The 25,365-nt window shown below is 68.0% G+C and carries 19 protein-coding genes; 7 read left to right on the forward strand and 12 right to left on the reverse strand.

Going from position 1 to position 25,365, the window contains the following annotated elements; translation table 11 throughout:
* Window positions 1-14 precede the first annotated feature (14 nt).
* From DM992_RS14250 to DM992_RS14260, 3 genes are read left to right on the forward strand one after another with little or no spacing between them, the layout of a single operon-like run.
* A complete protein-coding gene (locus DM992_RS14250) occupies window positions 15-2,219 on the forward strand; it encodes an FUSC family protein (RefSeq protein ID WP_111017261.1) in 2,205 nt (734 codons plus the stop codon).
* The gene (locus DM992_RS14255; RefSeq protein ID WP_011351756.1) at window positions 2,216-2,419 is read left to right on the forward strand and encodes a DUF1656 domain-containing protein; all 204 of its coding nucleotides are present in this window, start codon (window positions 2,216-2,218) and stop codon (window positions 2,417-2,419) included. The genes DM992_RS14250 and DM992_RS14255 overlap by 4 nt, the downstream gene beginning before the upstream one ends.
* A 12-nt stretch (window positions 2,420-2,431) precedes the next feature.
* On the forward strand, window positions 2,432-3,307 hold the full coding sequence (locus DM992_RS14260; protein ID WP_111017262.1) for an HlyD family secretion protein: 876 nt from the start codon (window positions 2,432-2,434) through the stop codon (window positions 3,305-3,307).
* 21 nt (window positions 3,308-3,328) lie between these two features.
* On the opposite strand, the gene DM992_RS14265 is transcribed toward DM992_RS14260, so the two are convergent.
* Window positions 3,329-5,002 (reverse strand): methyl-accepting chemotaxis protein, encoded by a 1,674-nt coding sequence (locus DM992_RS14265; RefSeq protein ID WP_111017263.1) that lies wholly within the window; start codon window positions 5,000-5,002, stop codon window positions 3,329-3,331.
* 403 nt (window positions 5,003-5,405) lie between these two features.
* On the opposite strand from DM992_RS14265, the gene DM992_RS14270 reads away from it, so the two are divergent.
* Window positions 5,406-6,644 (forward strand): MFS transporter, encoded by a 1,239-nt coding sequence (locus DM992_RS14270; protein ID WP_111017264.1) that lies wholly within the window; start codon window positions 5,406-5,408, stop codon window positions 6,642-6,644.
* A gap of 66 nt (window positions 6,645-6,710) precedes the next feature.
* Here the strand turns inward: DM992_RS14270 and DM992_RS14275 are convergent, their stop codons facing one another.
* Both DM992_RS14275 and DM992_RS14280 read right to left on the reverse strand, forming a co-directional pair.
* Window positions 6,711-7,508 carry a 5'-methylthioadenosine/adenosylhomocysteine nucleosidase gene (locus DM992_RS14275; RefSeq protein WP_111017265.1) on the reverse strand — a complete coding sequence of 266 codons (798 nt, stop codon included), beginning with the start codon at window positions 7,506-7,508 and terminating at the stop codon, window positions 6,711-6,713.
* Entirely contained in the window at window positions 7,505-9,868 is a 2,364-nt protein-coding gene (locus DM992_RS14280) for a UvrD-helicase domain-containing protein (protein WP_111017266.1), read from the reverse strand. Before DM992_RS14280 ends, DM992_RS14275 begins: the two co-directional genes overlap by 4 nt.
* Before the next feature lie 213 nt (window positions 9,869-10,081).
* Here DM992_RS14280 and DM992_RS14290 point away from each other — a divergent pair, with 213 nt between their 5' ends.
* Window positions 10,082-12,949 carry a valine--tRNA ligase gene (locus tag DM992_RS14290; RefSeq protein WP_111017267.1) on the forward strand — a complete coding sequence of 956 codons (2,868 nt, stop codon included), beginning with the start codon at window positions 10,082-10,084 and terminating at the stop codon, window positions 12,947-12,949.
* Window positions 12,950-13,036: 87 nt separating this feature from the next.
* On the forward strand, window positions 13,037-13,921 hold the full coding sequence (galU, locus tag DM992_RS14295) for a UTP--glucose-1-phosphate uridylyltransferase GalU (RefSeq protein WP_111017268.1): 885 nt from the start codon (window positions 13,037-13,039) through the stop codon (window positions 13,919-13,921).
* Window positions 13,922-13,973: 52 nt separating this feature from the next.
* Here the strand turns inward: galU and DM992_RS14300 are convergent, their stop codons facing one another.
* The 7 genes from DM992_RS14300 to DM992_RS14330 all read right to left on the reverse strand — a co-directional run bounded on the left by DM992_RS14300 (window position 13,974) and on the right by DM992_RS14330 (window position 21,282).
* Window positions 13,974-14,588 (reverse strand): DUF4136 domain-containing protein, encoded by a 615-nt coding sequence (locus tag DM992_RS14300; protein ID WP_111017269.1) that lies wholly within the window; start codon window positions 14,586-14,588, stop codon window positions 13,974-13,976.
* A 35-nt stretch (window positions 14,589-14,623) separates the two neighbouring features.
* On the reverse strand, window positions 14,624-17,011 hold the full coding sequence (locus tag DM992_RS14305) for a CHASE2 domain-containing protein (protein WP_111017270.1): 2,388 nt from the start codon (window positions 17,009-17,011) through the stop codon (window positions 14,624-14,626).
* 10 nt (window positions 17,012-17,021) lie between these two features.
* Complete coding sequence (locus DM992_RS14310; RefSeq protein ID WP_111017271.1) at window positions 17,022-18,383, reverse strand: FecR domain-containing protein; 1,362 nt, start codon at window positions 18,381-18,383, stop codon at window positions 17,022-17,024.
* Window positions 18,380-19,084, reverse strand: coding sequence for a response regulator transcription factor (locus DM992_RS14315; protein ID WP_006490421.1), 705 nt, complete (start codon window positions 19,082-19,084; stop codon window positions 18,380-18,382). The genes DM992_RS14310 and DM992_RS14315 overlap by 4 nt, the downstream gene beginning before the upstream one ends.
* Before the next feature lie 267 nt (window positions 19,085-19,351).
* On the reverse strand, window positions 19,352-19,774 hold the full coding sequence (locus DM992_RS14320; protein WP_111017272.1) for a peptidase: 423 nt from the start codon (window positions 19,772-19,774) through the stop codon (window positions 19,352-19,354).
* Between the two features lie 228 nt (window positions 19,775-20,002).
* Window positions 20,003-20,230, reverse strand: a complete 228-nt coding sequence (locus tag DM992_RS14325; protein WP_006402122.1) for a sulfurtransferase TusA family protein — start codon at window positions 20,228-20,230, stop codon at window positions 20,003-20,005.
* Between the two features lie 116 nt (window positions 20,231-20,346).
* A complete protein-coding gene (locus DM992_RS14330; RefSeq protein ID WP_111017273.1) occupies window positions 20,347-21,282 on the reverse strand; it encodes a LysR family transcriptional regulator in 936 nt (311 codons plus the stop codon).
* A 109-nt stretch (window positions 21,283-21,391) separates the two neighbouring features.
* Between DM992_RS14330 and DM992_RS14335 the strand changes: the two genes are divergently transcribed.
* Window positions 21,392-22,912 (forward strand): CoA-acylating methylmalonate-semialdehyde dehydrogenase, encoded by a 1,521-nt coding sequence (locus DM992_RS14335; protein WP_111017274.1) that lies wholly within the window; start codon window positions 21,392-21,394, stop codon window positions 22,910-22,912.
* A 57-nt stretch (window positions 22,913-22,969) separates the two neighbouring features.
* On the opposite strand, the gene DM992_RS14340 is transcribed toward DM992_RS14335, so the two are convergent.
* Window positions 22,970-23,854, reverse strand: coding sequence for a MurR/RpiR family transcriptional regulator (locus tag DM992_RS14340; protein ID WP_111017275.1), 885 nt, complete (start codon window positions 23,852-23,854; stop codon window positions 22,970-22,972).
* 292 nt (window positions 23,855-24,146) lie between these two features.
* Entirely contained in the window at window positions 24,147-25,319 is a 1,173-nt protein-coding gene (locus DM992_RS14345) for a Gfo/Idh/MocA family oxidoreductase (protein ID WP_111017276.1), read from the reverse strand.
* Between the last annotated feature and the right edge of the window lie 46 nt (window positions 25,320-25,365).

Raw genomic sequence — 25,365 nt, forward strand, 5'->3', positions numbered from 1 at the left:
GCGGAGCGACCGCCATGTCAGCCTCCTCCCCCGCTTCCACGCACGCCGGCAGTCCGCTCGCGGCCTGGTCCGCCGCGTTCGGCGACTGGGCCCGCAGCGACGGCGCCGCGTGGCTCTACCTGTTCAAGGCGCTGCTCGCCGCGTTCATCGCGACCGGCGTGTCGATGCGGCTCGACCTGCCCGCGCCGAAAACGGCGATGACCACGGTGTTCATCGTGATGCAGCCGCAAAGCGGCGCGGTGCTCGCGAAGAGCTTCTACCGCGTCGCCGGCACGATCTTCGGGCTCATCGCAACGCTCACGTTCGTCGGCTTGTTTCCGCAGCAGCCGCAACTGTTCCTGCTGGCGGTCGCACTGTGGGTCGCGCTGTGCACGGCCGGCGCCGCACGCAACCGCAACTTCCGCAGCTACGGCTTCCTGCTGGCCGGCTATACGACCGCGCTGATCGGGCTGCCCGCGTCGCAGCACCCGGACGGTGCGTTCATGAGCGCGCTGACGCGCGTTGCCGAAATCATGGTCGGGATCGTCTCGGCCGGCGTGGTCAGCGCGCTCGTGTTTCCGCAGTACACGGGCGAACAGATGCGCACGACGGTGCGCAAGCGCTTCGGCAGCTTCGTCGACTATGTCGCGGCGGCGCTGTCGGGCAAGCTCGACCGCGCGCATATCGAAACCATCCATACGCGCTTCGTCGCCGACGTGGTCGGGTTCGAGGCCGCGCGCAGCATGGCCGTGTTCGAGGATCCGGATACGCGGATGCGCAGCGGCCGCCTCGCGCGGCTGAACAGCGAGTTCATGAGCGCATCGAGCCGTTTCCATGCGCTGCACCAGTTGATGAACCGGCTGCATGCGGCCGGCGCACAGGCCGCGATCGACGCGATCGAGCCGTACTTCCGCGAGATCGCGCCGCTGCTGCTGACGCCCGCGGGCGAACCCGTGCGCACGTCGACCGACGCGGGGCACGCGGCCGAGCAACTGCTCGCATGGCGCGACGCGCTGCCGCGCCGCATCCGCGCGACCCGTGCGGCGCTCGAAACGCAGCCGGACTTTCCGCTGCTCGACTTCGATACGGCCGCCGAACTGCTGTACCGCTTCATCACCGACCTGCACGAGTACGCGGCGACCTATGCGTCGCTGTCGACCGCGACGCACGAACGCGAGCGCTGGATCGAACGCTACGAGCCGCGCACCAACATGACGGCGATGGTGATCGCAGCGATTCGCACCGCGACCGTGATCCTCGTGCTCGGCTGGTTCTGGATCGAGAGCGCGTGGCCGAGCGGCGTGACGCTCACGCTGACGGCGGCAGCCACCTGCGCGCTCGCGTCGTCGACGCCGCGCCCGACCGCGATGTCCGCGCAGATGGGCATGGGGACGGCACTCGCCGTGTGCACGGGCTTCCTGCTGACGTTCGGCATCTATCCGCACATCGACGGCTTCCCGCTGCTGTGCGTCGCGCTCGCGCCGCTGCTCGCGATCGGCATCTTCATGACGCTGAAGCCGAAGCTCGCAGGCTACGGAATGGGCTACCTGATCTTCTTCAGCTTCCTCGCCGGCCCGGACAACATCACGCACTACGACCCGACCAGCTTCATGAACGACGCGCTCGCGCTCGTGCTGTCGATGCTGGCGTCGGCGATCGCGTTCGCGGTGCTGTTCCCGCCGACCGCGCCGTGGCACAAGAAGCGGCTGTTCGCCGACCTGCGCCACCAGGCCGTCGCGGCCTGCCACGCGCGGCTCGCCGGCTTGCGCACGCGCTTCGAGAGCGGCGCGCGCGACCTGATGTACCAGGCCCACACGCTGTCGGCCGACCAGCCCGACGTGCAGCGCGACGCGCTGCGCTGGATGTTCGCGGTGCTCGAAACCGGCAACGCGGCGATCGACCTGCGCCACGAGCTGGCAATGCTGCCGTCCGACCCGCGCTATGCGCCGGCGATGCCGTGGCGTCGCGCGATCGAGACGATGCGCGGCTCGCTGTCGACGCTGTTCGCGAAACCGAGCGCTGCGCGCTTCGATGCGACGCTCGCCGCGACCAATGCCGCAATCGACGCGACCCGGCAGACGCTCGACGCGTTCGAGCCGACGCGCGACGAGCGCCACCGGCTGCAGCGCATCCTGAGCCATCTGCATTTCGTGCGCACCGCGCTGCTCGATCCGGAATCGCCGCTCGAGCCGCTCAACCGCAACCGCCCCGTGCGTCCCCAACCAGGAGCCTCGTCATGATGCCGCGTGAAATCGCCATTCTCGATGCCTACATGCCCACGGTGGTGCTGATGTTCGTCCTCGGCGCGCTCGCGACCTGGGCCGTCGACCGCCTGCTCGCCTATACAGGCCTCTACCGTCTGGTCTGGCACCCGTCGCTGTTCCGGGCCTGCCTTCTCGTCTGCATTTGCGGCGGACTGAGTCTTGCCGTTTACCGTTGATTCCGAACCATCATGATTCTCAGAAAACTCTTCGGCTTCGTCGCGACCGCCGTCATCCTTCTCGTCGCGATCCTGATCGGGCGCTCGCTGTGGGTGCACTACATGGACGATCCGTGGACGCGCGACGGGCGCGTGCGCGCCGAGATCGTCAACGTCGCGCCGGACGTGTCGGGCGCGATCGTCGAGCTGCCCGTGCATGACAACCAGCTCGTGAAAAAGGGCGACCTGATCATGCAGATCGACCCGTCGCACTACCAGATCGCAGTCGAGCAGGCGCAAGCGGCGGTCGCCGCCCGCCGCGCGGAACTGCAGATGCGCCGCGACGACGCGGCCCGCCGCGCGGATCTCGATGCGCTCGTCGTGTCGAAGGAAAACCGCGAGAACGCGGCGCACAGCGCGTCGAGCGCCGATGCGCAGTACCAGCAGGCAATCGCCGCGCTCGACGCCGCGAAGCTCAATCTCGAACGCACGCGCGTCGTCGCGCCGGTCGACGGCTACGTCACGAACCTGCAGACGTTCAAGGGCAACTACGCGGTGGCCGGCCAGGCGAAGCTCGCAATCGTCGACAGCCACTCGTTCTGGGTCTACGGCTACTTCGAGGAAACCAAGCTGCCGCGCGTGAAGATCGGCGCGCCGGCCGAGATGCGGCTGATGAGCGGCGGCGTGATGAAGGGCCACGTCGAAAGCATCTCGCGCGGCATCTACGATCGCGACAACCCGCAAAGCCGCGACCTCGTCGCGGACGTGAACCCGACCTTCAACTGGGTGCGCCTCGCGCAACGCGTGCCGGTGCGCATCCGGATCGACGAAGTGCCGGCCGACGTGGTGCTGTCGGCGGGCACGACCTGCACGGTCATCATCGATCCGGGCAAGCAGAAGAAGTCTTGATGACCGGACGGCCTGGCGCGCTCAGGCCGCGATGCGAAAACGCCCGACCAGCGACTTCAACGCCTGCGCCTGTTCGTCGAGCGCGTTCGCGGCAGCCGCCGCCTGTTCGACGAGCGCCGCATTCTGCTGCGTGCCGGCGTCCATCTGCGTGACCGCGCGGCCGATCTCGTCGATCCCGGCGCTCTGCTCGTCCGATGCCGCGGAAATCTCGCCGATGATGTCCGTCACGCGCTTGACCGCGCGCACGACGTCGTCCATCGTGCGGCCCGCGTCATGCGCGAGCGCCGCGCCGTTCGCGACGCGCTCCACCGATGCGCCGATCAGCGCGCGGATCTCCTTCGCCGCGGTCGCCGCGCGCTGCGCGAGCAGGCGCACCTCGCCCGCGACCACCGAGAAACCGCGCCCCTGTTCGCCGGCGCGCGCAGCCTCGACCGCCGCATTCAACGCGAGAATGTTGGTCTGGAACGCGATCCCCTCGATCGTGCCGATGATGTCGCGAATGTTCTTCGCGCTGTCGTCGATCTCGCTCATCGTCGCGACCACGCGCCCGACGACTTCACCGCCCGCTTCCGCAACGGCCGACGCATTGGCCGCGAGCGTGCTCGCCTGCCGCGCGTTCTCGGCGTTCTGCCGCACGGTCGACGTGAGCTGCTCCATGCTGGCCGCGGTGCGTTCGAGTGCGACAGCCTGCTGCTCGGTGCGCCGCGACAGGTCGAGATTGCCGGTCGAGATCTCGCCGGACGCGGCCGCGATGGCCTCGGCGCTGACGGCGATCTCGCCGACGGTCGCCGCGAGCCCCGTCTGCATCTCGGCCAGCGCGCGCACCATGCTGTCGCGGTCGTGCCGGCCGAGCGCGATCGGCCGCGTCAGGTCGCCGCGCGCGATGTCGGCGGCAATCGCCTTCGCGTGCGCGGGCTCGCCGCCGAGCTGCGACGCAAGGCGCCGCACGACGCGTTCGGCGATCGCGATCGCGAGCACGATCAGCGCGGCCGTCATGATCGCGATCATCGCGAACGACGACGAGAAGATGGTGGCCGACGCATCGAGCGTCGCCTTCGATTTCTCGCCGCGCGTCTTCACGAGTTCGGCGACGAGCTTTTCGAGCTTGCCGGTTTCGACCAGCAGCGACACGTCCTGCGTGCCGACCTGCCAGTTCATCTGCGACAGGTCGAGCGGCTGCGCGCGCACGAGCGCGACGAAATCGCGCAGATGCGCGCTCCACGTGCCGACGGCCGTCGAGAACGCACGCAACCGCGCCGAATCGTCGGCGTCGGCCGGATCCGCGTAACGCTGCAGCGTGCCGAGCGCCTGGCCGATCGACGCGAGCCCCGCGCCGACCTCCGCGCCCAGCTCGTCGCGCTCCTTCGCGGTGGTCGCGGTCAGCAGCATCTTCTGCGCACGGCTCGCCCGCAGCACCTCGGCCCGGACTTCCTGCGCCGCGCGGCTCGCGACATGGCCCTGCTCGTAGACCGACGAGATCGACGCGTTCAACCGGCTGATCTGCCACAGCGAAAACACGCCGATCGCAAGCGTACCGGCCAGCAGGATCGCGAACGCGGCGCGCAAGGTCGCCTTGACGGTCCACGGCCGGCGCTCGCGACGCGCCGCGCGCGGGCGCCGTGCGGCGCGACCGGCGGCAACGTCGGGTGCGGCGGCGGCCGCACCCGGCTGCGGATGCAATGATGCTGCTTTCATCGATATATCCCCGTATGGATCACGCTGCCGGAAAGGTCGGTCCCGGCGGTCCGCGATGGCAGGCCATGCCGCGCGTCCTGCGCCTGCACGGCGGGTAGCCGGTGCCGGGCGCGGCGCACCTGTGGTCATTGGGTCGTTCTACGGCCGCCACCGCCGTTTCTTGAGTCCGGTAAAACACGCACCGGGCCCCGGCGCGGCCTCGCAGTCAGGCAGACGCGCCGCCAGCGTTATACCCGGTCAAAAAAACGGGCAGCAGACGATCTGTCGGATGAATGTCCGATTCGCGATAAAACTTGGCCTGACATTCTCGATACGCCACATTACACTTCTTTGACGCATCAACGATTCCAAACGCGCCGATCCCCATCAGAGCGCGCCCGCTACCTCAACTCGTTCAGCTCACATGGAAACCAGCCTCGACACCGGAGCCGCCGGCGCAGCCGCCGCGCAGCCGTCCGCGCCCCCCGCATCGCGCACCGTCTATCCGGTGCTCGGCGCGATCAGCTTCTCGCACATGCTCAACGACATGATCCAGTCGTTGATCCTCGCGATCTATCCGATGCTCAAGAGCCAGTTCGCGCTGTCGTTCGCGCAGATCGGCCTGATCACGCTCACCTACCAGATCACCGCGTCGCTGCTGCAGCCGCTCGTCGGCCTCTATACCGACAAGCGTCCGAAGCCGTATTCGCTGCCGATCGGCATGGGCTTCACGCTCGCGGGGCTGCTGCTGATGTCGGTTGCGACGACCTTCCCGATGCTGCTGGTGGCCGCGGCGCTGGTCGGCTGCGGCTCATCGGTGTTCCATCCCGAATCGTCGCGCGTCGCGCGGATGGCGTCGGGCGGCCAGCACGGGCTCGCGCAGTCGGTGTTCCAGGTCGGCGGCAACGCGGGCTCCGCGCTCGGGCCGCTGCTCGCCGCGCTCGTGATCATTCCGCACGGCCAGCACAGCATCGCGTGGTTCTCCGCGGCCGCGCTCGTCGCGATGGTCGTGCTCACGCAGATCGGCCATTGGTACAAAAAGCATCCGTCGATGAAGAAGAAGGCCGCGGCGGCCGGCCACCCGACGCTGTCGCGCGGCCGCGTGATCGGCGCGATCGGCGTGCTGGTGCTGCTCGTGTTCTCGAAGTACTTCTACCTCGCGAGCATCAACAGCTATTTCACGTTCTACCTGATCGACAAGTTCCACCTGTCGGTGCAGGCCGCACAGATCCACCTGTTCGTGTTCCTCGCGGCCGTGGCGGCCGGCACGCTGATCGGCGGGCCCGTCGGCGACCGGATCGGCCGCAAGTACGTGATCTGGGTGTCGATCCTCGGCGTCGCGCCGTTCACGCTGCTGCTGCCGTACGCGAACCTGTTCTGGACGAGCGTGCTGACCGTGATCATCGGCATCGTGCTGGCGTCGGCGTTCGCCGCGATCCTCGTCTATGCGACGGAACTGATGCCCGGCAAGGTCGGGATGGTCGCGGGCCTGTTCTTCGGCTTCGCGTTCGGCCTCGGCGGCGTCGGCGCGGCCGTGCTCGGCCAGCTCGCCGACGCGACGAGCATCACGTTCGTCTACAAGGTGTGTTCGTTCCTGCCGCTGATCGGCGTGCTGACGGTGTTCCTGCCGAACCTCGAAAGCAGCCGGCGCAAACAGGCGTGACAAGCCGGCCGCGGCGTGCGCGCCGCGGCCGGCCCAAAGGTTTGTACGGAGAAAACGACGGCGGCTTCAGGCCGCCGTCGTCGCATGCAGCGTCAGGAAACGCTTGAGGATGCCGGACGAATAGCTGCTCGCGATCGCCGACAGGAAGTGCGAGAACGACTGCGTCGCGTGATCGTCGGCCGTATCGGAGATCGTGCGCACCAGCGCGAACGGCACGTCGTGCTCCGCGCACACCTGCGCGATCGCGGCGCCTTCCATTTCGACCGCGAGCGCGTCCGGCAGCGCGTCGCGCAGCGTGACGACCTCGCGCTCGCTCGACACGAAGCGGTCGCCGCTGATGACGAGCCCTGCGTGCAGCGTCGCGCCGGCGAGCCCGAAGCGCTCAGCGAACTGCGCCCCCTCTTCCGCGACGAACAGCGTGCACGCTGCCCTGAGACGGGCCGTCAGTGCCGCGTCGGTCGCGAAGCGCGTGATGCCGAGCAGCGGCACCTCGTAGCGCGGAAAGAGCGGCGATGCGTCGAGATCGTGCTGCAGCAGCATGTCGGCCACGACGACATCGCCGACGCGCACCGTGCGCGACACGCCGCCCGCCACGCCGGTAAACACGACACCCGCCACGCCGAACACGTGGATCAGCGCGCTGACCGTCGCGGCGGCCGCGACCTTGCCGACCCGCGCGAGCGTGACGACGCAGGCCGCGCCGTGCACGGTGCCGACGTGGTAATCGCGGCGGCCGAACGTGACCGTCTTCATCGCGCCGTCGGCGCGCATCGCGGCGATCAGGTCGCCGAGTTCCTCGGGCAGCGCGGCCAGAATACCGAGCGGGCGCGTCGCAGGCATATCAACCATGTCGATGCTCGTCATTCCACCGCCTGCAGTTTCGCGACCGCGAGCGCGAGCCACTTCTCGCCGTGCCGCTTGAACTTCACCTGCGCCTTCGCATCGGTGCCGCTGCCTTCGAGCGCGGTGACCGTGCCTTCGCCGAACTTGGTATGGAACACCTGCTGGCCGACCCGGAAGCCGGCGCCGGCCGCGCGCTGCTTGTCCGCGAACGCGGGCAGCGGCGCGGACACCGCCGCATCGACGATCTGCTCGCGACTGCCGCCGCCCGGCCGCGCGAACCAGTCGCGCCCGTATCCTGCGTTGTCCGAACGCCCGCCCCAGCGCGAACCGGCCTCGACCTTCGGCGTCAGCCACTTCAGCACGTGCTCCGGCAACTCGTCGAAGAAGCGCGAACGCACGTTGTAGCGCGTCTGGCCGTGCAGCATCCGGCTCTGCGCGAACGACAGGTAGAGCCGCTCCTTCGCGCGCGTGATCGCGACATACATCAGCCGGCGCTCTTCCTCGAGGCCGTCCGATTCGAGCACGCTGTTCTCGTGCGGGAACAGCCCTTCCTCGAGGCCCGTGATGAACACGGCCGAGAATTCGAGCCCCTTCGCCGCGTGCACCGTCATCAGTTGCACGGCATCCTGCCCGGCCTGCGCCTGGTTGTCGCCGGCCTCCAGCGACGCATGCGACAGGAAACCGGCGAGCGGAGTCATCGTGTCGGGGTTCTGCGCGGGATCGCCGGGCGACGCCGGATCGAGTACCTCGACCGCCGGATCGTCCGTCGCCGTGCCGAGTTCGGGCGCCGCGATCGCGCCCGCGCGCAGCGGGATCGAGCGGGCCGGCGTGTCGAGCCCGTAGCCTTCCTCCGCGACGAACGCAGTGGCCGCGTTCACGAGTTCCTGCAGGTTCTCGAGACGGTCCTGCCCTTCGCGCTCGCCCTGGTAGAAATCGGCGAGGCCGCTCGCGCGCACGACGTACTCGACCGTGTCCGGCAAGTTCATCTGCTGCGTGTCGGCGCGCATCTTCGCGACCAGGTTCGCGAACCCGCCGAGACTCGTGCCGGCCTTGCCCGTCACGTACGGAATTGCAGCGGCCATCGAGCAGCCGTACAGGCGCGCGGCGTCGGCGAGCTGCTCGATCGAGCGTGCGCCGATCCCGCGGGTCGGGAAGTTCACCACGCGCACGAACGCCGTGTCGTCGTTCGGGTTGTCGATCAGGCGCAGGTACGCGAGCGCATGCTTCACCTCCTGACGCTCGAAGAAGCGCAGGCCGCCGTACACGCGGTACGCGATGCCCGACGACATCAGCGTGTGCTCGATCGAGCGCGACTGCGCGTTGCTGCGGTACAGGACGGCCACTTCGCTGCGCGCCATCCCGGTGTTGATCAGCGAGCGGATCTCTTCGACGATCCAGCCGGCTTCCTGCGAATCGGTGCTGGCCTCGTACACGCGCACGGGCTCGCCGTGGCCCGCGTCGGTGCGCAGGTTCTTGCCGAGGCGGTGCGCGTTGTTCGAGATCAGCTGGTTCGCCGCGTCGAGGATGTTGCCGTGCGACCGGTAGTTCTGCTCGAGCTTGATCAGGTTGCGCACGCGGAATTCGTCTTCGAAATCGCGCATGTTGCCGACGTTCGCACCGCGGAACGCGTAGATCGACTGATCGTCGTCGCCGACCGCGAAGATCGCGTTCTGGCCGCCCGCGAGCATCTTGAGCCACGCATATTGCAGCTTGTTGGTGTCCTGGAACTCGTCGACGAGGATGTGCTTGAAGCGCGCCTGGTAGTGCGCACGCAGCGGCGCGTTGTACGCGAGCAGCTCGTAGCAGCGCAGCAGCAGCTCGGGGAAATCGACGACGCCCTCGCGCTGGCACTGCTGGTCGTACGCCTGGTACAGCTCGACGAACTTGCGGTTGAAGTTGTCGGTCGCGTCGACCTTGTCGGGACGCAGCCCCTGCTCCTTCGCGTTGTTGATGAAGTACTGGACGTTCTTCGGCGGGTACTTCTCGTCGTCGACGTTCGCCGCCTTCATCAGCCGCTTGATCGCGGACAGCTGGTCGGCCGTATCGAGGATCTGGAAGGTCTGCGGCAGGCCGGCGTCGCGCCAGTGCGTGCGCAGCATCCGGTTGCACAGGCCGTGGAACGTGCCGATCCACATCCCGCGCGTGTCGATCGGCATCATCGCCGACAGGCGCGCCATCATCTCGCGCGCGGCCTTGTTCGTGAAGGTGACGGCGAGCACGGTGGGCGGCGACGCGTAGCCCTGCTGGATCAGCCACGCGATGCGCGTGATCAGCACGCGGGTCTTGCCGCTGCCCGCCCCTGCGAGGATCAGCGCCGGTTCGTTCGGCAACGTGACGGCGGCGTGTTGTTCGGGGTTCAGATTGGCGAGCAGATCGGGCATGGAGCGGCGGCGGACGGGCGAGAAAAATGCGGACCCGACATTATAAGTCGGCCGCGCGCTGCCGTTCCCGATCCGTTCGGTCGCACGCCGCAAGCGCGTTGCGGCCGCTTCGCGACAAGCCTGCGCCGGCAATGCGATGGCTGGTCGATGTGCATCCATTTATAATTGTCGGATTCGGCATCCAATTCACGCATTTTTCGGCAGATTTCCAACATGAGCGACAACACGCTTGCGAAGAGCTTCGAGCCCCACACCATCGAGTCCCAATGGGGGCCGGAGTGGGAAAAACGCGGCTATGCCGCCCCGGCGTTCGATCCGTCCCGCCCCGATTTCGCGATCCAGTTGCCGCCGCCGAACGTGACGGGCACGCTGCACATGGGCCATGCGTTCAACCAGACGATCATGGACGGCCTCGCCCGCTATCACCGGATGCTCGGCGAGAACACGCTGTGGGTGCCCGGCACCGACCACGCGGGGATCGCCACCCAGATCGTCGTCGAACGCCAGCTCGACGCGCAGGGCGTGTCGCGCCACGACCTCGGCCGCGAGAAGTTCGTCGAGCGCGTGTGGGAATGGAAGCAGCAGTCCGGTTCGACGATCACGGGCCAGGTGCGCCGCCTCGGCGCATCGACCGACTGGTCGCGCGAATACTTCACGATGGACGACAAGATGTCGGCCGCCGTGCGCGACGTGTTCGTCACGCTCCATGAACAGGGCCTGATTTACCGCGGCAAGCGCCTCGTCAACTGGGATCCGGTGCTGCTCACCGCGGTGTCGGATCTCGAAGTCGCGAGCGAAGAGGAAAACGGCCACCTGTGGCACATCCGCTACCCGCTCGTCGACGGCTCGGGCTCGCTGACCGTCGCGACCACCCGCCCCGAGACGATGCTCGGCGACGTCGCGCTGATGGTCCATCCGGAAGACGAGCGCTACGCACACCTGATCGGCAAGCTCGTCACGCTGCCGCTGACCGGCCGCGAGATCCCGGTGATCGCCGACGACTACGTCGACCGCGAGTTCGGCACGGGCGTCGTGAAGGTCACGCCCGCACACGACTTCAACGACTACCAGGTCGGCCTGCGCCACAATCTCGCGCCGATCGAGATCCTGACGCTCGACGCGAAGATCAACGACAACGGCCCCGAGCAGTATCGCGGCCTCGACCGCTTCGACGCGCGCAAGGCGATCGTCGCCGATCTCGACGCGCTGGGTTTCCTCGATTCCGTGAAGCCGCACAAGCTGATGGTGCCGCGCGGCGACCGCACGGGCGTCGTGATCGAGCCGATGCTGACCGACCAGTGGTTCGTCACGATGACGAAGCCGGCGCCGGAAGGTACGTTCAATCCCGGCAAGTCGATCACTGAAACGTCGCTCGACGTCGTGCGCAACGGCCAGATCAAGTTCGTCCCGGAAAACTGGACGACCACCTACTACCAGTGGCTCGAGAACATCCAGGACTGGTGCATCTCGCGCCAGCTGTGGTGGGGCCACCAGATCCCCGCGTGGTACGGCGAGAACGGCGAGGTGTTCGTCGCGCGCAGCGAGGAAGACGCGCGCGCGAAGGCCGCCGCGCAGGGCTACACGGGCGCGCTGAAGCGCGATGAAGACGTGCTCGACACGTGGTTCTCGTCGGCGCTGGTGCCGTTCTCGTCGCTCGGCTGGCCGAACGAGACACCTGAACTGAAGCATTTCCTGCCGTCGTCGGTGCTCGTCACGGGCTTCGACATCATCTTCTTCTGGGTCGCCCGGATGGTGATGATGACCACGCACTTCACGGGCAAGGTGCCGTTCCACACCGTCTACGTGCACGGCCTCGTGCGCGACGCGGAAGGCCAGAAGATGTCGAAGAGCAAGGGCAACACGCTCGACCCGATCGACATCGTCGACGGCATCGATCTCGAGACGCTGGTCGCGAAGCGCACGACGGGCCTGATGAATCCGAAGCAGGCCGCGACGATCGAGAAGAAAACGCGCAAGGAATTCCCGGACGGCATCCCCGCGTTCGGCACCGACGCGCTGCGCTTCACGATGGCGTCGATGGCGACGCTCGGCCGCAACGTGAACTTCGACCTCGCGCGCTGCGAAGGCTATCGCAACTTCTGCAACAAGCTGTGGAACGCGACGCGCTTCGTGCTGATGAACTGCGAAGGCCACGACTGCGGCGCCGACAAGCCGGAAGTCTGCGGCGCGGGCGACTGCGGCCCCGGCGGCTACCTCGACTTCTCGGCGGCCGACCGCTGGATCGTGTCGCTGCTGCAGCGTACCGAGGCCGACATCGCGAAGGGCTTTGCCGACTACCGCTTCGACAACGTCGCGACCAGCATCTACAAGTTCGTGTGGGACGAGTACTGCGACTGGTATCTCGAACTCGCGAAGGTGCAGATCCAGAACGGCACACCGGAACAGCAGCGCGCCACGCGCCGCACGCTGCTGCGCGTGCTCGAGACGGTGCTGCGCCTCGCGCATCCGGTCATCCCGTTCATCACCGAAGCGCTCTGGCAGAAGGTCGCGCCGCTCGCGGGCCGCTATCCGCAGGGCTTGGCCGAGGGCGAAGCGTCGCTGATGACGCAGGCATATCCGGTTGCCAACCTGCAGAAGATCGACGAGGCGTCCGAGCAGTGGGCGGCCGACCTGAAGGCGATCGTCGACGCATGCCGCAACCTGCGCGGCGAGATGAACCTGTCGCCGGCGACGAAGGTGCCGCTGCTCGCGGCCGGCGATGCCGAGCGCCTGCGCTCGTTCGCGCCGTACGTCCAGGCGCTCGCGCGCCTGTCGGAAGTGCAGATCCTTGCGGACGAAGCGACCCTCGACAAGGAAGCGCACGGCGCGCCGATCGCGATCGTCGGCCCGAACAAGCTGGTGCTGAAGGTGGAAATCGACGTCGCGGCCGAACGCGAGCGCCTGTCGAAGGAAATCGCGCGCCTGACGGGCGAAATCGCGAAGTGCAACGCGAAGCTCGGCAACGAGGCATTCGTCGCGAAAGCGCCGCCGGCCGTGGTCGAACAGGAGCAGAAACGCGTCGCCGAATTCCAGAGCACGCTCGAGAAACTGCGTGCGCAGCTCGATCGGTTGCCTGCGTAACAATCCGTAAGGCCGTTTGCGTTCACTATAATGCGGACGTGAACATACATCGTCTGACAAGTCGATTACAGGAGTAAAGGTTCGATCATGTTGAAAGTCACCAAGGCGGTATTCCCCGTTGCCGGCCTCGGCACGCGGTTCCTGCCGGCAACGAAGGCGAGCCCGAAGGAAATGCTGCCGGTCGTCGACAAGCCGCTGATCCAGTATGCAGTCGAGGAAGCGATCGCCGCGGGCATCACCGAGATGATCTTCGTCACCGGGCGCAGCAAGCGCGCGATCGAGGATCATTTCGACAAGTCGTACGAGGTCGAAGCCGAGCTCGAGGCGCGCGGCAAGGAAAAGCTGCTCGAGCTCGTGCGCAGCATCAAGCCGAGCCATGTCGACTGCTTCTACGTGCGTCAGCCGGAAGCGCTCGGCCTCGGCCATGCGGTGCTGTGCGCGGAGAAGCTGGTAGCCGACAACCCGTTCGCGGTGATCCTCGCGGACGACCTGCTCGACGGCAACCCGCCGGTGATGAAGCAGATGGTCGACGTATTCGACCACTATCACAGCTCGGTGATCGGCGTCGAAGAAATCCCGCCGTCGGAAACGAAGTCGTACGGGATCGTCGATGGCAAGGAATGGGAAGAGTCGATCGTCAAGATGTCGGCGATCGTCGAGAAGCCCGCGCCGGAAGTCGCGCCGTCGAACCTCGGCGTGGTCGGCCGCTACATCCTGAAGCCGCGGATCTTCGAACACCTGCGCGCACTGAAGCCGGGCGCGGGCGGCGAACTGCAGCTCACCGACGCGATCCAGGCGCTGCTCGCCGACGAACAGGTGCTGGCCTACAAGTATCAGGGCACGCGCTACGACTGCGGCAGCAAGCTCGGCTACCTGAAGGCGACGGTCGAATTCGCGCTGCGCCATCCCGAAGTCGGCGCGGAATTCGACGCATACCTGCGCACGCGCGGCGGCGCGCAACCGGCCGCCTGAGCGCGGCAAGGGCTTGCCCCGGCGGGCCCGCCCTCACCTCGCCGGCCGGCGCTCAGCGCGCTTCGGCCGGCTTCATCGAGACGACGCCCGGCATCCCGCCCGCGTCGTCTTTTTTCGTCTTCACGAGCCAGCCGCCGCCATCGCCGAACGGCACCTTCGCGAGCGCGCTCTTCACGAGCGCCGGCGCGGCCTGCTGCGTGCCCGGTTCGCGATCGCGCAGCGCGGCCGTCACGCGATAGACGTCGGCGCCCGATTTCGCATCGACGAAACGCAGCGTCAGCACGTGGCGATACACGCTACCCGCGAACGGCAGCGCGAACGGCGACGGCCCGTCGACCGTCACACACGCGCTGCTCGCGGCGCCGCACTGGTCGGCGATGGCCGCGACCGCCGCCGGCTGCGTCGCATACGCGATCGACAGCCGGTAGCGCGCGTCCTTGAGCGGCTGCGCATCGAAACCGCGGCCCGCAAGTTCGTCGCGCACGAGCGCCTCGATCTGCCGGTATTCGGCATCGTTGGCCTGCGCGGCCGTCCGGACGAAATCGTAGCCGTGCGCGCCGGATGCGAATGCATTCGGCTGCCCGACCGCACTCACGCCGCTCGTTACGCCGGCGCAACCCGTCAACAACGACGCCGCAAGCGCGGTCGCTGCCCATTCCTTTCTCATGGCTTTCCCCAGTCCTGCCGTCGCGCCCGGCCCTGTCAGGCGGACGGCTCGTCGATCGCGGGCAGCGACACCGTCACCGCGGTGCCGACACCCACTTCGCTGTCGACCGACACGCTGCCCCCATGGCGCGTGACGACCGTCTTCACGAACGCCATGCCGAGCCCGGAACCCGAGATCTCGGGCCGCTCGCCGGCATGGAATCGCTTGAAACGCTCGAACAGATGCCGCTGATCTTCCGGCGCAATGCCGTACCCCTGATCGCGAATCGTACAGAACATCCGCTTCGACGCGTGCTCGACCGTCAGCGTACACGTGATCACGGTGTCGGACGGACTGTATTTGACTGCGTTGTTCAGCAGGTTCACGAACGCCCGCGTGATCAGCGAACGGTCCGCGCGCACCCAGCACATGTCGGTGCCGACGTCGGTGTCGATGCGGATGTGCTTCGCCTGCGCCTGCGGCCATACCTCGTCGCTCGCATCGATCAGCACGTCGACGAGGCTCGTCACTTCGAGCTGGTACGCCTGCGACTCGGCGCGCGCCAGCTGCACGAACTCGTCGGCAAGCGACAGCGCGCGGTGCGCGTAGCGCTCGACCCGCGCGAGCAGCCCGCGCATCGCATCGGTCTCGACGCGGTCGCGCTCGATCTCGACGAGCGCGAGGATCGAAGCCTGCGGCGAGCGCATGTCGTGCGACAGCAGGTGCAGCGCTTCCTCGCGATGCCGCTCGGCCGCGTGCAGTTCGGTCACGTCGACGAGGCCGGCAATCCAGCCCGTCACGCGGCCCTGTGCGTTCGTGCAGGCGGCGTAGCGTAACAGATGGTCGAGCCCGTCGCGATCGCGCACCTCGATGCCGCGCGCCATCGCGTCGTGCTCGGCCTCGAGCGTCGGGTCGAGCGCGGCCGGCCAGTGCTCGCGGATCGCCGCTTCGTGTTCGGCGTTGCCGTCGACGGTCTTCATGAACGTCAGCTCGCCGAGCGCGGCGCGCAGCGGCCGCCCTTCCGGCAGCGGCAGCGCGAGCCGCGACCCGTAGCGCTTCGCCGCATGGTTCGCGATCAGCACGGTGCCGGCCAGGTCGGTCACGAAGATCGGCTCGGGCATGCTGTCGAGGCTGTCCCACACGAAGCGCTTCATGTCCTGCACGCGCTGCGCGGCTTGCGCCATCAGCGCCATCTGCCGTTCGAGCGCGTCACCGCCGACGCTACGCGAGCGCGGCGCCTCGGGCAGCAGGTGCGGCTCGTCGGCAAGCCGCTGCAGTTCGCGGCGCAGGTACGACATCGTCATTTCGAGGCGCCGCCAGTTCCAGATCGGGTAGACGGCGATCAGCCCGAAGATCGCCGGTGCCGGCGACAGCCAGATGCGCGCCTCGAACAGCAGCGCCATGCTCGCGACGACGGCGAGCGCGGCGAGGCTCAGCGTCAGCAGCAGCGCGCGCCACGGCGACAGCATCAGGAAGCCGCCCAGCAGCCCGGCGAGCGGCAGCAGCGACGCGGCGAACAGCCCCGCGCGCGACACCGGCGAGATCGCGCTGCCGGTCGCCAGCATGTCGAGCACGTTGGCGTGGATATACACGCCGGCGAGCGGGCCGAAATCGCCGGATACGGGCGTCGCGAAGCGGTCGTACAGCCCGGAAGCGGTCACGCCGACGACGACGATCTTGCCGCGCAGCGCGTCGGGCTTCACGCGCCCTTCGAGCACGTCGTCGAACGACAGCGTCGGATACTCGGGCGTGCTGCGGCTGAACGGGATCAGGTAGCGGCCGTCGCCGGCCGCATCGCGCGCCAGGTCGTGCGCGGTCGCGCCCGGCGCGCCGCCGGCCGGATGCAGCCGGCCGGCCTGGATCGCGCGGTACACGGGCACCATCAGTTGCGGCCAGCGCACGCGGCCGTCGCTTTCGAACAGCGCGACGCTGCGCACGATACCGTCGCGATCGACTTCGAGGTTGATGTGGCCGAGCCCCGTCGCGCGCGCCGCGAGCGCGGCCACCGGCGGATCGACGGTACGCGTGCCGTCCGCCTGCTCGGGGCTCAGCAGCACGGGCAGGAAGGTCGGCACGTGGCTCATCGCGTCCGCGAACGCGCGATCCTCCGGCGACGGCTCGGTGAACAGCACGTCGTAGACGACGGCGGCCGGCTGCGCGCGCGCCAGCGTGTCGAGCAGCCGCGCATGCACGTCGCGCGGCCACGGCCAGCGGCCGAGCGCCGACACGCTCTGGTTGTCGATGTCGACGACGACCACGTCGGGCGACAGCGGCAGGCTGCGCAGCATCAGCAGCCGGTCGTAGATCAGCCCGTCGACGCTCGACGACAGGCGGCCGAGCGCACATGCGAGGATCACCGCGATCCCGAGGCAGCCAATCGCGATCCATTCGATCAGGAAGCGGCGGCCGAGGTGCCGCCGTGGGGAAACGGAGTCGGGTTTCATGCGCCGCGGATCAGCGCGACAGCGTGAACGCGCTGACCGGACTGGTCTTCTCGTAGAACTTGCCGCCTTCGAACTCTTCGACGGTCACCGCCCAGAAATAATCGCCCGGCGGCAGGTGCGCGACGGTGATCCGGCGCGCACGCAGGCCGACCTGGTCGACGACCGGTGCGCTCAGGTCCTTCGAGCGCGACAGCACGAACCGGTAGCGCGCGTCCTTGCCCGAGCCGTTCGGCGACCAGCGGAACTCGTAGCCATCCGCGCCGGGCGACGCGCTCGCGTCGAGCCCCATCACGCGGCGCTCGAACGCATAGGTGCGCGGCAGCCCCTCGAGGCCGTTGGCATCGATCGCGGCGATCCGCACGAAGTAGTTCCCGTTCGGTACGTCGCGGAAGACCGCGCGCGGCGAATCGGTGCGCGTTTCGCGGAACAGGTCCAGCAGCCCCGCATCGTGTGCGAGCTGCACGCGGAACGCATGCGCGTTCGCCTGCGGCGCGACCTCGAATGCGACGTCGGGCTCGTCCTGCACCTTGCCGGGATGCACGAGTGCCGGCGCGGCCAGCAGCGCGACGGGCGCGCCGACCGCGCCGGACGACGTCGCGACGCTGCCGAAGTTCGCATGCACGAGCGTCGGGCTGGCCGATTGCCGGCCGCCCGCGACGCCGACGGTGCCGTCGAGCACTTCGACGCGCGTCGACGCATTGCCGGCCGCGTCGTAGTTCACGCGAAAGCGCGTGCCGCGCACGCCGGCCACGACCGACGGCGAGCGGATCTGGAAGCGGTCGTCGCGTTTCTTCAGATGAGTGACTTCGCTGTCGACCGAGCCGCGCGTGAGTTCGAACTGGCGATCGAGCGTACCGATCAGCACGGTGCGGCGCAGCGCCTTCAGGTCGAGCTGGCTGTCGGGCGGCAGGCTCATGTGCGTGCCGTCGGCGAGTTCGAGCGTCACGAAGCCGTTCGCGCCCGTGCGCACGCGGTCGCCCTCGACGAGCGTCGCATCGTTCGCCAACGGCGCGTACGCGTCGCCGGACGCGCGCTCGGCCGTGCCCTGCACCGCGACGACGCGCGCGGTCAGCTTTTCCTTGCGCAGGCGCGCGACCGGCAGCTTCAGCGCGACGCCGGGCTGCAGGTGCTTCGGCGCGGGCACGCCGTTGATCTGCTGGAGCAGTTGCCAGTCGTCCGCGCCCTGCAGGTAGCGCGCGGCGACGTCGTACAGCGTGTCGCCCGCCTGCGTGCGGTAAACGACCATCTTGCCCGCGGCAGCGGGCGGCTGCGCGGCCGCATGCTGCGCGGCGACTGCAAACGTGACCGCGCAGGCCGTGCGCAGCGCCATCGTGCGCAGGTTCGCCGTACGCTGCGAGATTCCCGCGGTCACTCCGGTTCTCCCTGGCCGACCCGCTCGAGCCGGTAGCCGTAGCCGTAGATCGGCGCGAGGCGATAGCCGTTTTCGGGCCGCAGGCCGAGCTTGGTGCGCAGCATCGAGATGTGCGTGTCCATCGTGCGCGACGGGATGTCGGTCGCCTGCTTCCACACGAGATCGAGAATGTGCGCGCGCGACAGCGGCCGGTCGAGATGCTGGAACAGCAGCAGCGCGAGCTCGAATTCCTTCTGCGTCAGGCTCACGGCCTTGTCGCCGACGTAGGCCTGCTTCAGGTTCACGTCGAAACGGAATTGATCGAATTCGCGAACGGTCGCCTCGGCGTTGACCGGATACGCGCGGCGCAGCAGCGAGCCGATGCGCGCGCGCAGGATCGGGCCCGACACGGGCTTGACCACGTAGTCGTCGGCGCCGGCATTGAGGATCTGCGTGATACCCGCCTCGTCGTCGCGGCTCGTCATGAAGATGATCGGCAGGCTGTGCTCGGTCTGGTTGGCTCGCACCCACTTGAGCACTTCCTCGCCGGACATGTCGGGCACGTTCCAGTCGAGCACCAGCAGATCGAACGTTTCGCGCTGCAGACGCTTCTTCAGGGCCTTGCCTTCCTTGAACGCATAGCACGTATGGCCAACGGCAGTCAGCGTTTGACTGACGAAATCCGTCTGGGCCGGATCGTCATCCAGTACAGCAATTCTCATAGCACCCCGCAAATCGAAATCGATTCGTCCAGTTCAGCTCCCCGCACCCACCCTGCAGCACAATGCGCGCAGTTTCCGGATGGCGGCCGGTGAGCCGTCGTTCGCCGCTCGCGCCACCTGCGCAAACCGGCGACCCCGGCAAAAATATCTCAAAAACGGGGCGCGGACGAACCGGCGATTTCATCATAGTAGTATGAAATTCGCCAAGAAATTGCGCGGACTACCGTTCTTTCTTCGAATAATCCTTCCCGTCGCGCAATCTGACGCCTAATCGACGCCCGCGATGCCGGCCACCGGTTCGGCGAAATCGTCGGCCGGCGGGCGTTGCGACAGCGCCGGTTGCGCAAGCATCCGCTGCAACTGTCCGCGCACACGCTCCCACGCGCTGGCCGCGTAGTCGGGCTGGCCCGCCGCCCACGCCTGCGCCAGATCGAACACGCGTTCGATCGTCGCACCGCAGTAGGTCGGGCCCGAGCCGTCGTCCTGCGCGGCATCGCGCAGCCGCTCGTCGAGCCACTCGGCCAGCCACGGCATCTCGGCCGCGGCCGAATCCGCGTAGGCCTCCAGCGCGGCACGCGCGTGGCGATCCAGTTGCGGATCGAGCTCGATACGGCTCAATTCCGACACACGCTCGGACGCAATGCATTCCGCTCCGGACGGACTTCGAAGGGTCCCTGGTCTGAAGGACATGTCCTCTCCCCGTTGTACGACGGTACCGCCAGGCATGGCCCCCGTGCCCGCCGTACGACGTACCGTGGCCGGCGCCTCCGCTGGGAGCGGACGACCGGCCGGGTCAGTATACGCAGCCGGTCACGAAGCGAGGTTTAAGAATTGTCAGAAGCTCGACCGGCCTGTGCCGGGCGTTGCCGGCCCGTGCACCGCGAGCGGACGCCGCGGCCGGGCGCGCGAGGCGGGCCGTCAGCGGCGGCGCATCAGGAACACGAAGGTCTTGTCCTGCGTCGTCGATTCGACGATCTCGTTGCCCGTCTGCTTCGCGAACGCGGCGAAATCGCGCTGCGAGCCGGGATCGGTCGCGAGCACCTTGAGGATCTGCCCGCTTTCCATATCGGCAAGCGCTTTCTTGGCACGCAGGATCGGCAACGGGCAATTGAGCCCGCGCGCGTCCACTTCCTTGTGAATCTGCATCGGCTGTCGACCTTCGAATGTCGCGCCACACGAGGCGCGGGAGGAAGCCGCGATTTTACCGCAGCGCCGCCGCGCCCGCCCGGACAGCCCACGGCGCAGCGCGGCGGGCACCGGCGTCACGTTCCGGAAAAGCCGCCCGCGAGCCGTTCGCGCAGGTGCCGCACGAGCGCGCGCACCGCGCTCGGCACGACCGGGCTGTACGGGCGGATCGCGAAAATGTGATCGCCGAACGCGCCCGACGGCCGCCAGCCGTCGAGCAGCGCGACGAGCCGGCCGGCGTCGAGATCGCGACGCGCGCTGAAATCGGGCAGCAGTGCGATGCCGAGCCCGCCGAGCGCGGCCTCGCGCATCGCCTCGCTGTTGTTCGCCGCGAAACTGCCGCGCACCGGCACGCTCACGCGCTGGCGCCGCCGGCCGTCCGGCTCGAAGCTCCATGCGGCCGGTTCGTTGTCGCGCAGGTAGCACAGGCAGCTGTGGTCGACGAGTTCGCCCGGGTGCCGCGGCACACCGCGTGCGTCGAGGTAGTCGCGGCTCGCGACGAGCAGCGAGCGCGTGTCGCACAGCTTCCATGCGACGTGGGTCTGCGGCGCGGTGGTCGTATGGCGGATCGCGAGGTCGAAGCCCTCCTGCGTCAGCGAATGCAGCCGGTCCGACAGATCGAGCTCGATGTGCACGCCCGGATACTGCCGCAGGAAATCGGGCAGGTGCGGCACGACCTGCTGGCGCCCGAGCGCGACCGGCGCCGTCACGCGCAGCAGGCCGCGCGGCTCGCCGGCCAGGTCCTTCACGCGCGCGAAATGCTGCCCGATCGACTCGAACGCGTCGCGCGTGCTGTCGACGAGCGACTGGCCCGCGTCGGTGAGCCGCACGCTGCGCGTCGTGCGGCGCACGAGCGGCACGCCGGCCGCCTTTTCGAGATCGGCGATGCGCTGGCTCATCGCGGCCTTGCTGATGCCGAGCCGCTGCGCGGCGGCCGTGAAACTGCCGGCCGCGGCCAGCACCGTCAGCGAATGGATATGCGGCCAGAGCGCCTGGACATTTTGCTGATTCATCCGTTGATTATTCAGAATTCTGAACAGTGAATCAAGTTTCGCGGCCTTCTCCCGCGCTGCCGGTTTCCCTAGACTAGGTTCCGTTCCCCCCTCATTCCCAGGAGACACGATGAATCCGGTTCCCGCATACACGTCCGACGCCGACGTCGGCCACTATGTCGACGGCGCGCCCGTCGCCGGCCGCAGCGGCCGCTTCCAGGACGTCCTCAATCCCGCGCTCGGCCGCGCGGTGCGCCGCGTGGCGCTCGCCGACGACAGCGAAGTGCAGCAGGCCGTCGCATCGGCCAACGCCGCGTTCCCGGCCTGGGCCGCGACGCCGCCGATCCGCCGCGCGCGCGTGCTGCACCGCTTCCTGCAGCTAATGAACGAGCACCGCGACACGCTCGCGGCGATCATCACGGCCGAGCACGGCAAGGTGTTCTCCGACGCGCAGGGCGAAGTCGCGCGCGGCATCGACATCGTCGAATTCGCGTGCGGCGTGCCGCAGCTGCTGAAGGGCGACTTCACCGACCAGGTCAGCACCGGCATCGACAACTGGACGATGCGCCAGCCGCTCGGCGTCGTCGCGGGCATCACGCCGTTCAACTTCCCGTGCATGGTGCCGTGCTGGATGTTCCCGGTCGCGATCGCGACCGGGAACACATTCGTGCTGAAGCCGAGCGAGCGCGATCCGTCGGCGGCTCTGTTCATCGCCGACCTGCTCACGCAGGCCGGGCTGCCGGCCGGCGTGTTCAACGTCGTGCAGGGCGACAAGGGCGCGGTCGATGCATTGCTCGACCACCCGGACGTGCAGGCCGTCAGCTTCGTCGGCTCGACGCCGATCGCGGCCTACGTGCAGCAGCGCGCGGTGCAGTCGGGCAAGCGCGTGCAGGCGCTCGGCGGCGCGAAGAACCATCTCGTCGTGATGCCCGATGCGAACATCGAGCAGGCAGTCGACGCGCTGATCGGCGCCGCGTACGGCTCGGCCGGCGAGCGCTGCATGGCGATCAGCATCGCGGTGCTGGTCGGCGACGTGGCCGACCGGATCGTGCCGGCGGTAGCCGAGCGCGCACGCAAGCTGGTGATCGGCGACGGCATGTCGCCGGAAGTCGAGATGGGCCCGATCGTCACCGGCGAAGCGCTGAAGCGCATCGAAGGCTATATCGAGCAAGGCGTGAGCGAAGGCGCGCAACTGGTGGTCGACGGGCGCGGGCTGCGCGTGCCGGGCCGCGAGGCGGGCTTCTTCACCGGCGGCACGCTGTTCGATCACGTGACGCCCGACATGCGGATCTACAAGGAAGAAATCTTCGGGCCCGTGCTCGGCTGCGTGCGCGTGAAGGATTTCGGCGAAGCGGTCGACCTGATCAACGCGCACGAATTCGGCAACGGCGTGTCGTGCTTCACGAGCGACGGCGGCATCGCGCGCGAATTCGCGCGGCGCATCCAGGTCGGCATGGTCGGCATCAACGTGCCGATTCCGGTGCCGATGGCATGGCACGGCTTCGGCGGCTGGAAGAAGAGCCTGTTCGGCGACATGCATGCGTACGGCGAGGAAGGCGTGCGCTTCTACACGCGCCAGAAGTCGGTGATGCAGCGCTGGTCGTCGAGCATCGGCAAGGGTGCCGAATTCGCGATGCCGACCGCGAAGTAAGCCGGCCGGTGTGCCGCCCGCCGATCGGTTGTGCGGGCGGCGTACCGGCAGGGTGGGTCAGCCGGCTTTCTTGCCGTGCGCACCGTCGGCGGTCGGCAGGTACGACAGTTCGAGCCGGTACGCGAGCGCGACGAACAGGCTCTGCGCGAGGCCCATCGTGGCCGTCAGCGCACGGAATCCGAACGTCTCGCTGTCCTGCACCATCAGCGTCACCTCGGCCTCCCGCGCGAGCGGGCTCATCCGGCTGTCGGTGATCGCGATCAGGCGCGCGCCGCGCTGCACGGCCTGCTGCGCGACCTGCACGGTCTCGTCCGCATACGGCATGAACGAGATGACGATCATCACGTCGCCGTTGCGCACCGACCGGATCTGCCCGAGATGCATGCTGCCGAGCGCGCTGAACAGCCCGATGCGCTTGTCGGTGTGCTGCAGCGCATAGTCGAGATACACGGCGATCGGAAATGCACGCCGCGAGCCGGCGATCCAGATCGCCTGCGTGTCGGCGAGCAGCTCGACGGCTTGCGCGAGCGCCTGCGGGTCGAGCGTCTGCCGCAACTGCTGCATCCCGGCAATGCTGCCCTTGATGAATTCGTCGGCGATCTGCTCGGGCTGCAGGCTCGACGAGCCCGATTCGATCACGTCGCGCAGCCGCAGGTTGTATGCGCGCCCCGGCGCGATCTGCTGCGCGAGCCCTTCGCGGAACAGCCGCTGCATCTCGGAGAAGCCGGAGAAACCGAAATGCTTCGCGAAGCGCACGACGGCGGACGGCTGGACGCCGCACGCTTCCGCAAGGGACTGGATGCCCTCCAGGCCAAGCTGGTCCCGATGCGTTTCCACGTGGCGCGCAATGACCTTCAGGCGATTGCTGAGGCCGTCGTATTCCCGCGTCAGGTGCTGCAGGAACTGCTCGACGGTGGCAGGAGGTTTCTCGGATGAACTCATCGGATGGCGCGAAGTTGACGGCCCCGATGCGCGCGCGATGCTGACGGACGCGGCCCGAGGCTCACCTGGATACATGCATGAAGGGCGAATTTAATCACGTTTGCGGCACGGCCCGCGCCGCGCGCTTCGCTCCCACGCGCTCGATCATCACCTGCACACGCTCCACGGCAAGACTGGAAACGATTGTCCAATGCTCTCGCGGCGTCGTAAAGATTAGGGCGTCTACCGAGACCATCGAGGCCGACGGCCGGCGCGAAGCGGCGCGCAGTGCGCCGCATCCGGCCTGCCCTGCTCAGCGATAGTCGACCCACACGCCGCCCGCGTCGGCGGAACGCACGCAGTTCTCGACCCATCGGACGCCTTCGACGCCCGCATGGACGTCCGGAAAACGGATGCCCTTCAGCGCCGCGGCATCGCCGCGATCGGCCGCATCCATCGCGAGTGCGAAGCGCTGATAGAGATTGGACCACGCCTCGAACAACCCTTCCGGATGCCCGGCGCCGATGCGATCCTCGCGCAACGCATTCGGATGCAGGTAACCCATTCCGCGATCGAGCACCTGCGCGGGCTGCCCCTGCACTTCGTAGCGCAACTGGTTCGGATGCTCGTCCCACCATTCGACGCTCGCCTTCGAACCGATCACGCGCACCTTCTGGCCGTGCATCGAACCCGCGTTCACCGCGCTCGACCACACGTAGCCGATCGCGCCCGTGTCGTATTCCATGATCGTGAACGCATTGTCCTCGAGCGGCGCGCGGCTCTTCACGAAGCTCTGCCGCGAACACATCAGCCGCCGGATCTTCAGCTCCGGCGCCATCACCTCGGAGATGTACAGCGGATGCGTGCCGATGTCGCCGAGCACGTAGCTCGGGCCCGCGAACTTCGGATCGACGCGCCAGCGCGCGGCCGCGCTCGCGGCCTCGACGCCTTCGCTGTGGAAGCCGTGCGCGAACTGCATCTGCACGATGCGGATCTCGCCGAGATCGCCGCGCGCAATCATCTCGCGCGCCTGTTCGATCATCTGGTGACCCGAATAGCCGTACGCGACGCCGACGATCCGGTTCTTCTCGACCGACAGGCGCTGCAGCGTCTCGGCCTCGTCGGTCGTGAAGCACAGCGGCTTCTCGCAGACCACGTGCAGCCCCGCGTTCAGCGCGGCGCGGCAGATCTCGAAGTGCGTGTTGTTAGGCGTCGCGATCGACACCGCGCGAATGCCGTCCGGGCGGCGCGCCTCGGCCTCGAACATCGTCGCGTAGTCGGGATAGCAGCGCTCGGCCGCGACGCCGAGCTTCACGCCGAACTGGCGGCCGCGTTCGGGATCGATGTCGAACGCGCCGGCGACCAGCTCGAAACTGCCGTCGCGCAGCGCGGCCGACCGGTGGCTGTAGCCGATCTGGCTGCCGAGTCCGCCGCCGACCATGCCCCAGCGAATCGAGTGTCCAAGCAGAATCTGTCCGTCAATCATGATGGTGGTGTTCCTGGTCCGTGTTCAGGTGTTCGGTGGTTCAGGT

The sequence above is a fragment of the Burkholderia sp. JP2-270 genome (assembly GCF_003233675.1).
GTDB classification, from domain to species: Bacteria; Pseudomonadota; Gammaproteobacteria; order Burkholderiales; family Burkholderiaceae; genus Burkholderia; species Burkholderia pyrrocinia_C.

What these genes read in the sequence shown, in the direction of transcription:
- DM992_RS14250 (WP_111017261.1), top strand. Translation starts at nt 15, where the DNA reads ATGTCAGCCTCCTCCCCCGCTTCCACGCACGCCGGCAGTCCGCTCGCG.
- DM992_RS14255 (WP_011351756.1), top strand. Translation starts at nt 2,216, where the DNA reads ATGATGCCGCGTGAAATCGCCATTCTCGATGCCTACATGCCCACGGTG.
- DM992_RS14260 (WP_111017262.1), top strand. Translation starts at nt 2,432, where the DNA reads ATGATTCTCAGAAAACTCTTCGGCTTCGTCGCGACCGCCGTCATCCTT.
- DM992_RS14265 (WP_111017263.1), bottom strand. Translation starts at nt 5,002, where the DNA reads ATGAAAGCAGCATCATTGCATCCGCAGCCGGGTGCGGCCGCCGCCGCA.
- DM992_RS14270 (WP_111017264.1), top strand. Translation starts at nt 5,406, where the DNA reads ATGGAAACCAGCCTCGACACCGGAGCCGCCGGCGCAGCCGCCGCGCAG.
- DM992_RS14275 (WP_111017265.1), bottom strand. Translation starts at nt 7,508, where the DNA reads ATGACGAGCATCGACATGGTTGATATGCCTGCGACGCGCCCGCTCGGT.
- DM992_RS14280 (WP_111017266.1), bottom strand. Translation starts at nt 9,868, where the DNA reads ATGCCCGATCTGCTCGCCAATCTGAACCCCGAACAACACGCCGCCGTC.
- DM992_RS14290 (WP_111017267.1), top strand. Translation starts at nt 10,082, where the DNA reads ATGAGCGACAACACGCTTGCGAAGAGCTTCGAGCCCCACACCATCGAG.
- galU (WP_111017268.1), top strand. Translation starts at nt 13,037, where the DNA reads ATGTTGAAAGTCACCAAGGCGGTATTCCCCGTTGCCGGCCTCGGCACG.
- DM992_RS14300 (WP_111017269.1), bottom strand. Translation starts at nt 14,588, where the DNA reads ATGAGAAAGGAATGGGCAGCGACCGCGCTTGCGGCGTCGTTGTTGACG.
- DM992_RS14305 (WP_111017270.1), bottom strand. Translation starts at nt 17,011, where the DNA reads ATGAAACCCGACTCCGTTTCCCCACGGCGGCACCTCGGCCGCCGCTTC.
- DM992_RS14315 (WP_006490421.1), bottom strand. Translation starts at nt 19,084, where the DNA reads ATGAGAATTGCTGTACTGGATGACGATCCGGCCCAGACGGATTTCGTC.
- DM992_RS14320 (WP_111017272.1), bottom strand. Translation starts at nt 19,774, where the DNA reads ATGTCCTTCAGACCAGGGACCCTTCGAAGTCCGTCCGGAGCGGAATGC.
- DM992_RS14325 (WP_006402122.1), bottom strand. Translation starts at nt 20,230, where the DNA reads ATGCAGATTCACAAGGAAGTGGACGCGCGCGGGCTCAATTGCCCGTTG.
- DM992_RS14330 (WP_111017273.1), bottom strand. Translation starts at nt 21,282, where the DNA reads ATGAATCAGCAAAATGTCCAGGCGCTCTGGCCGCATATCCATTCGCTG.
- DM992_RS14335 (WP_111017274.1), top strand. Translation starts at nt 21,392, where the DNA reads ATGAATCCGGTTCCCGCATACACGTCCGACGCCGACGTCGGCCACTAT.
- DM992_RS14340 (WP_111017275.1), bottom strand. Translation starts at nt 23,854, where the DNA reads ATGAGTTCATCCGAGAAACCTCCTGCCACCGTCGAGCAGTTCCTGCAG.
- DM992_RS14345 (WP_111017276.1), bottom strand. Translation starts at nt 25,319, where the DNA reads ATGATTGACGGACAGATTCTGCTTGGACACTCGATTCGCTGGGGCATG.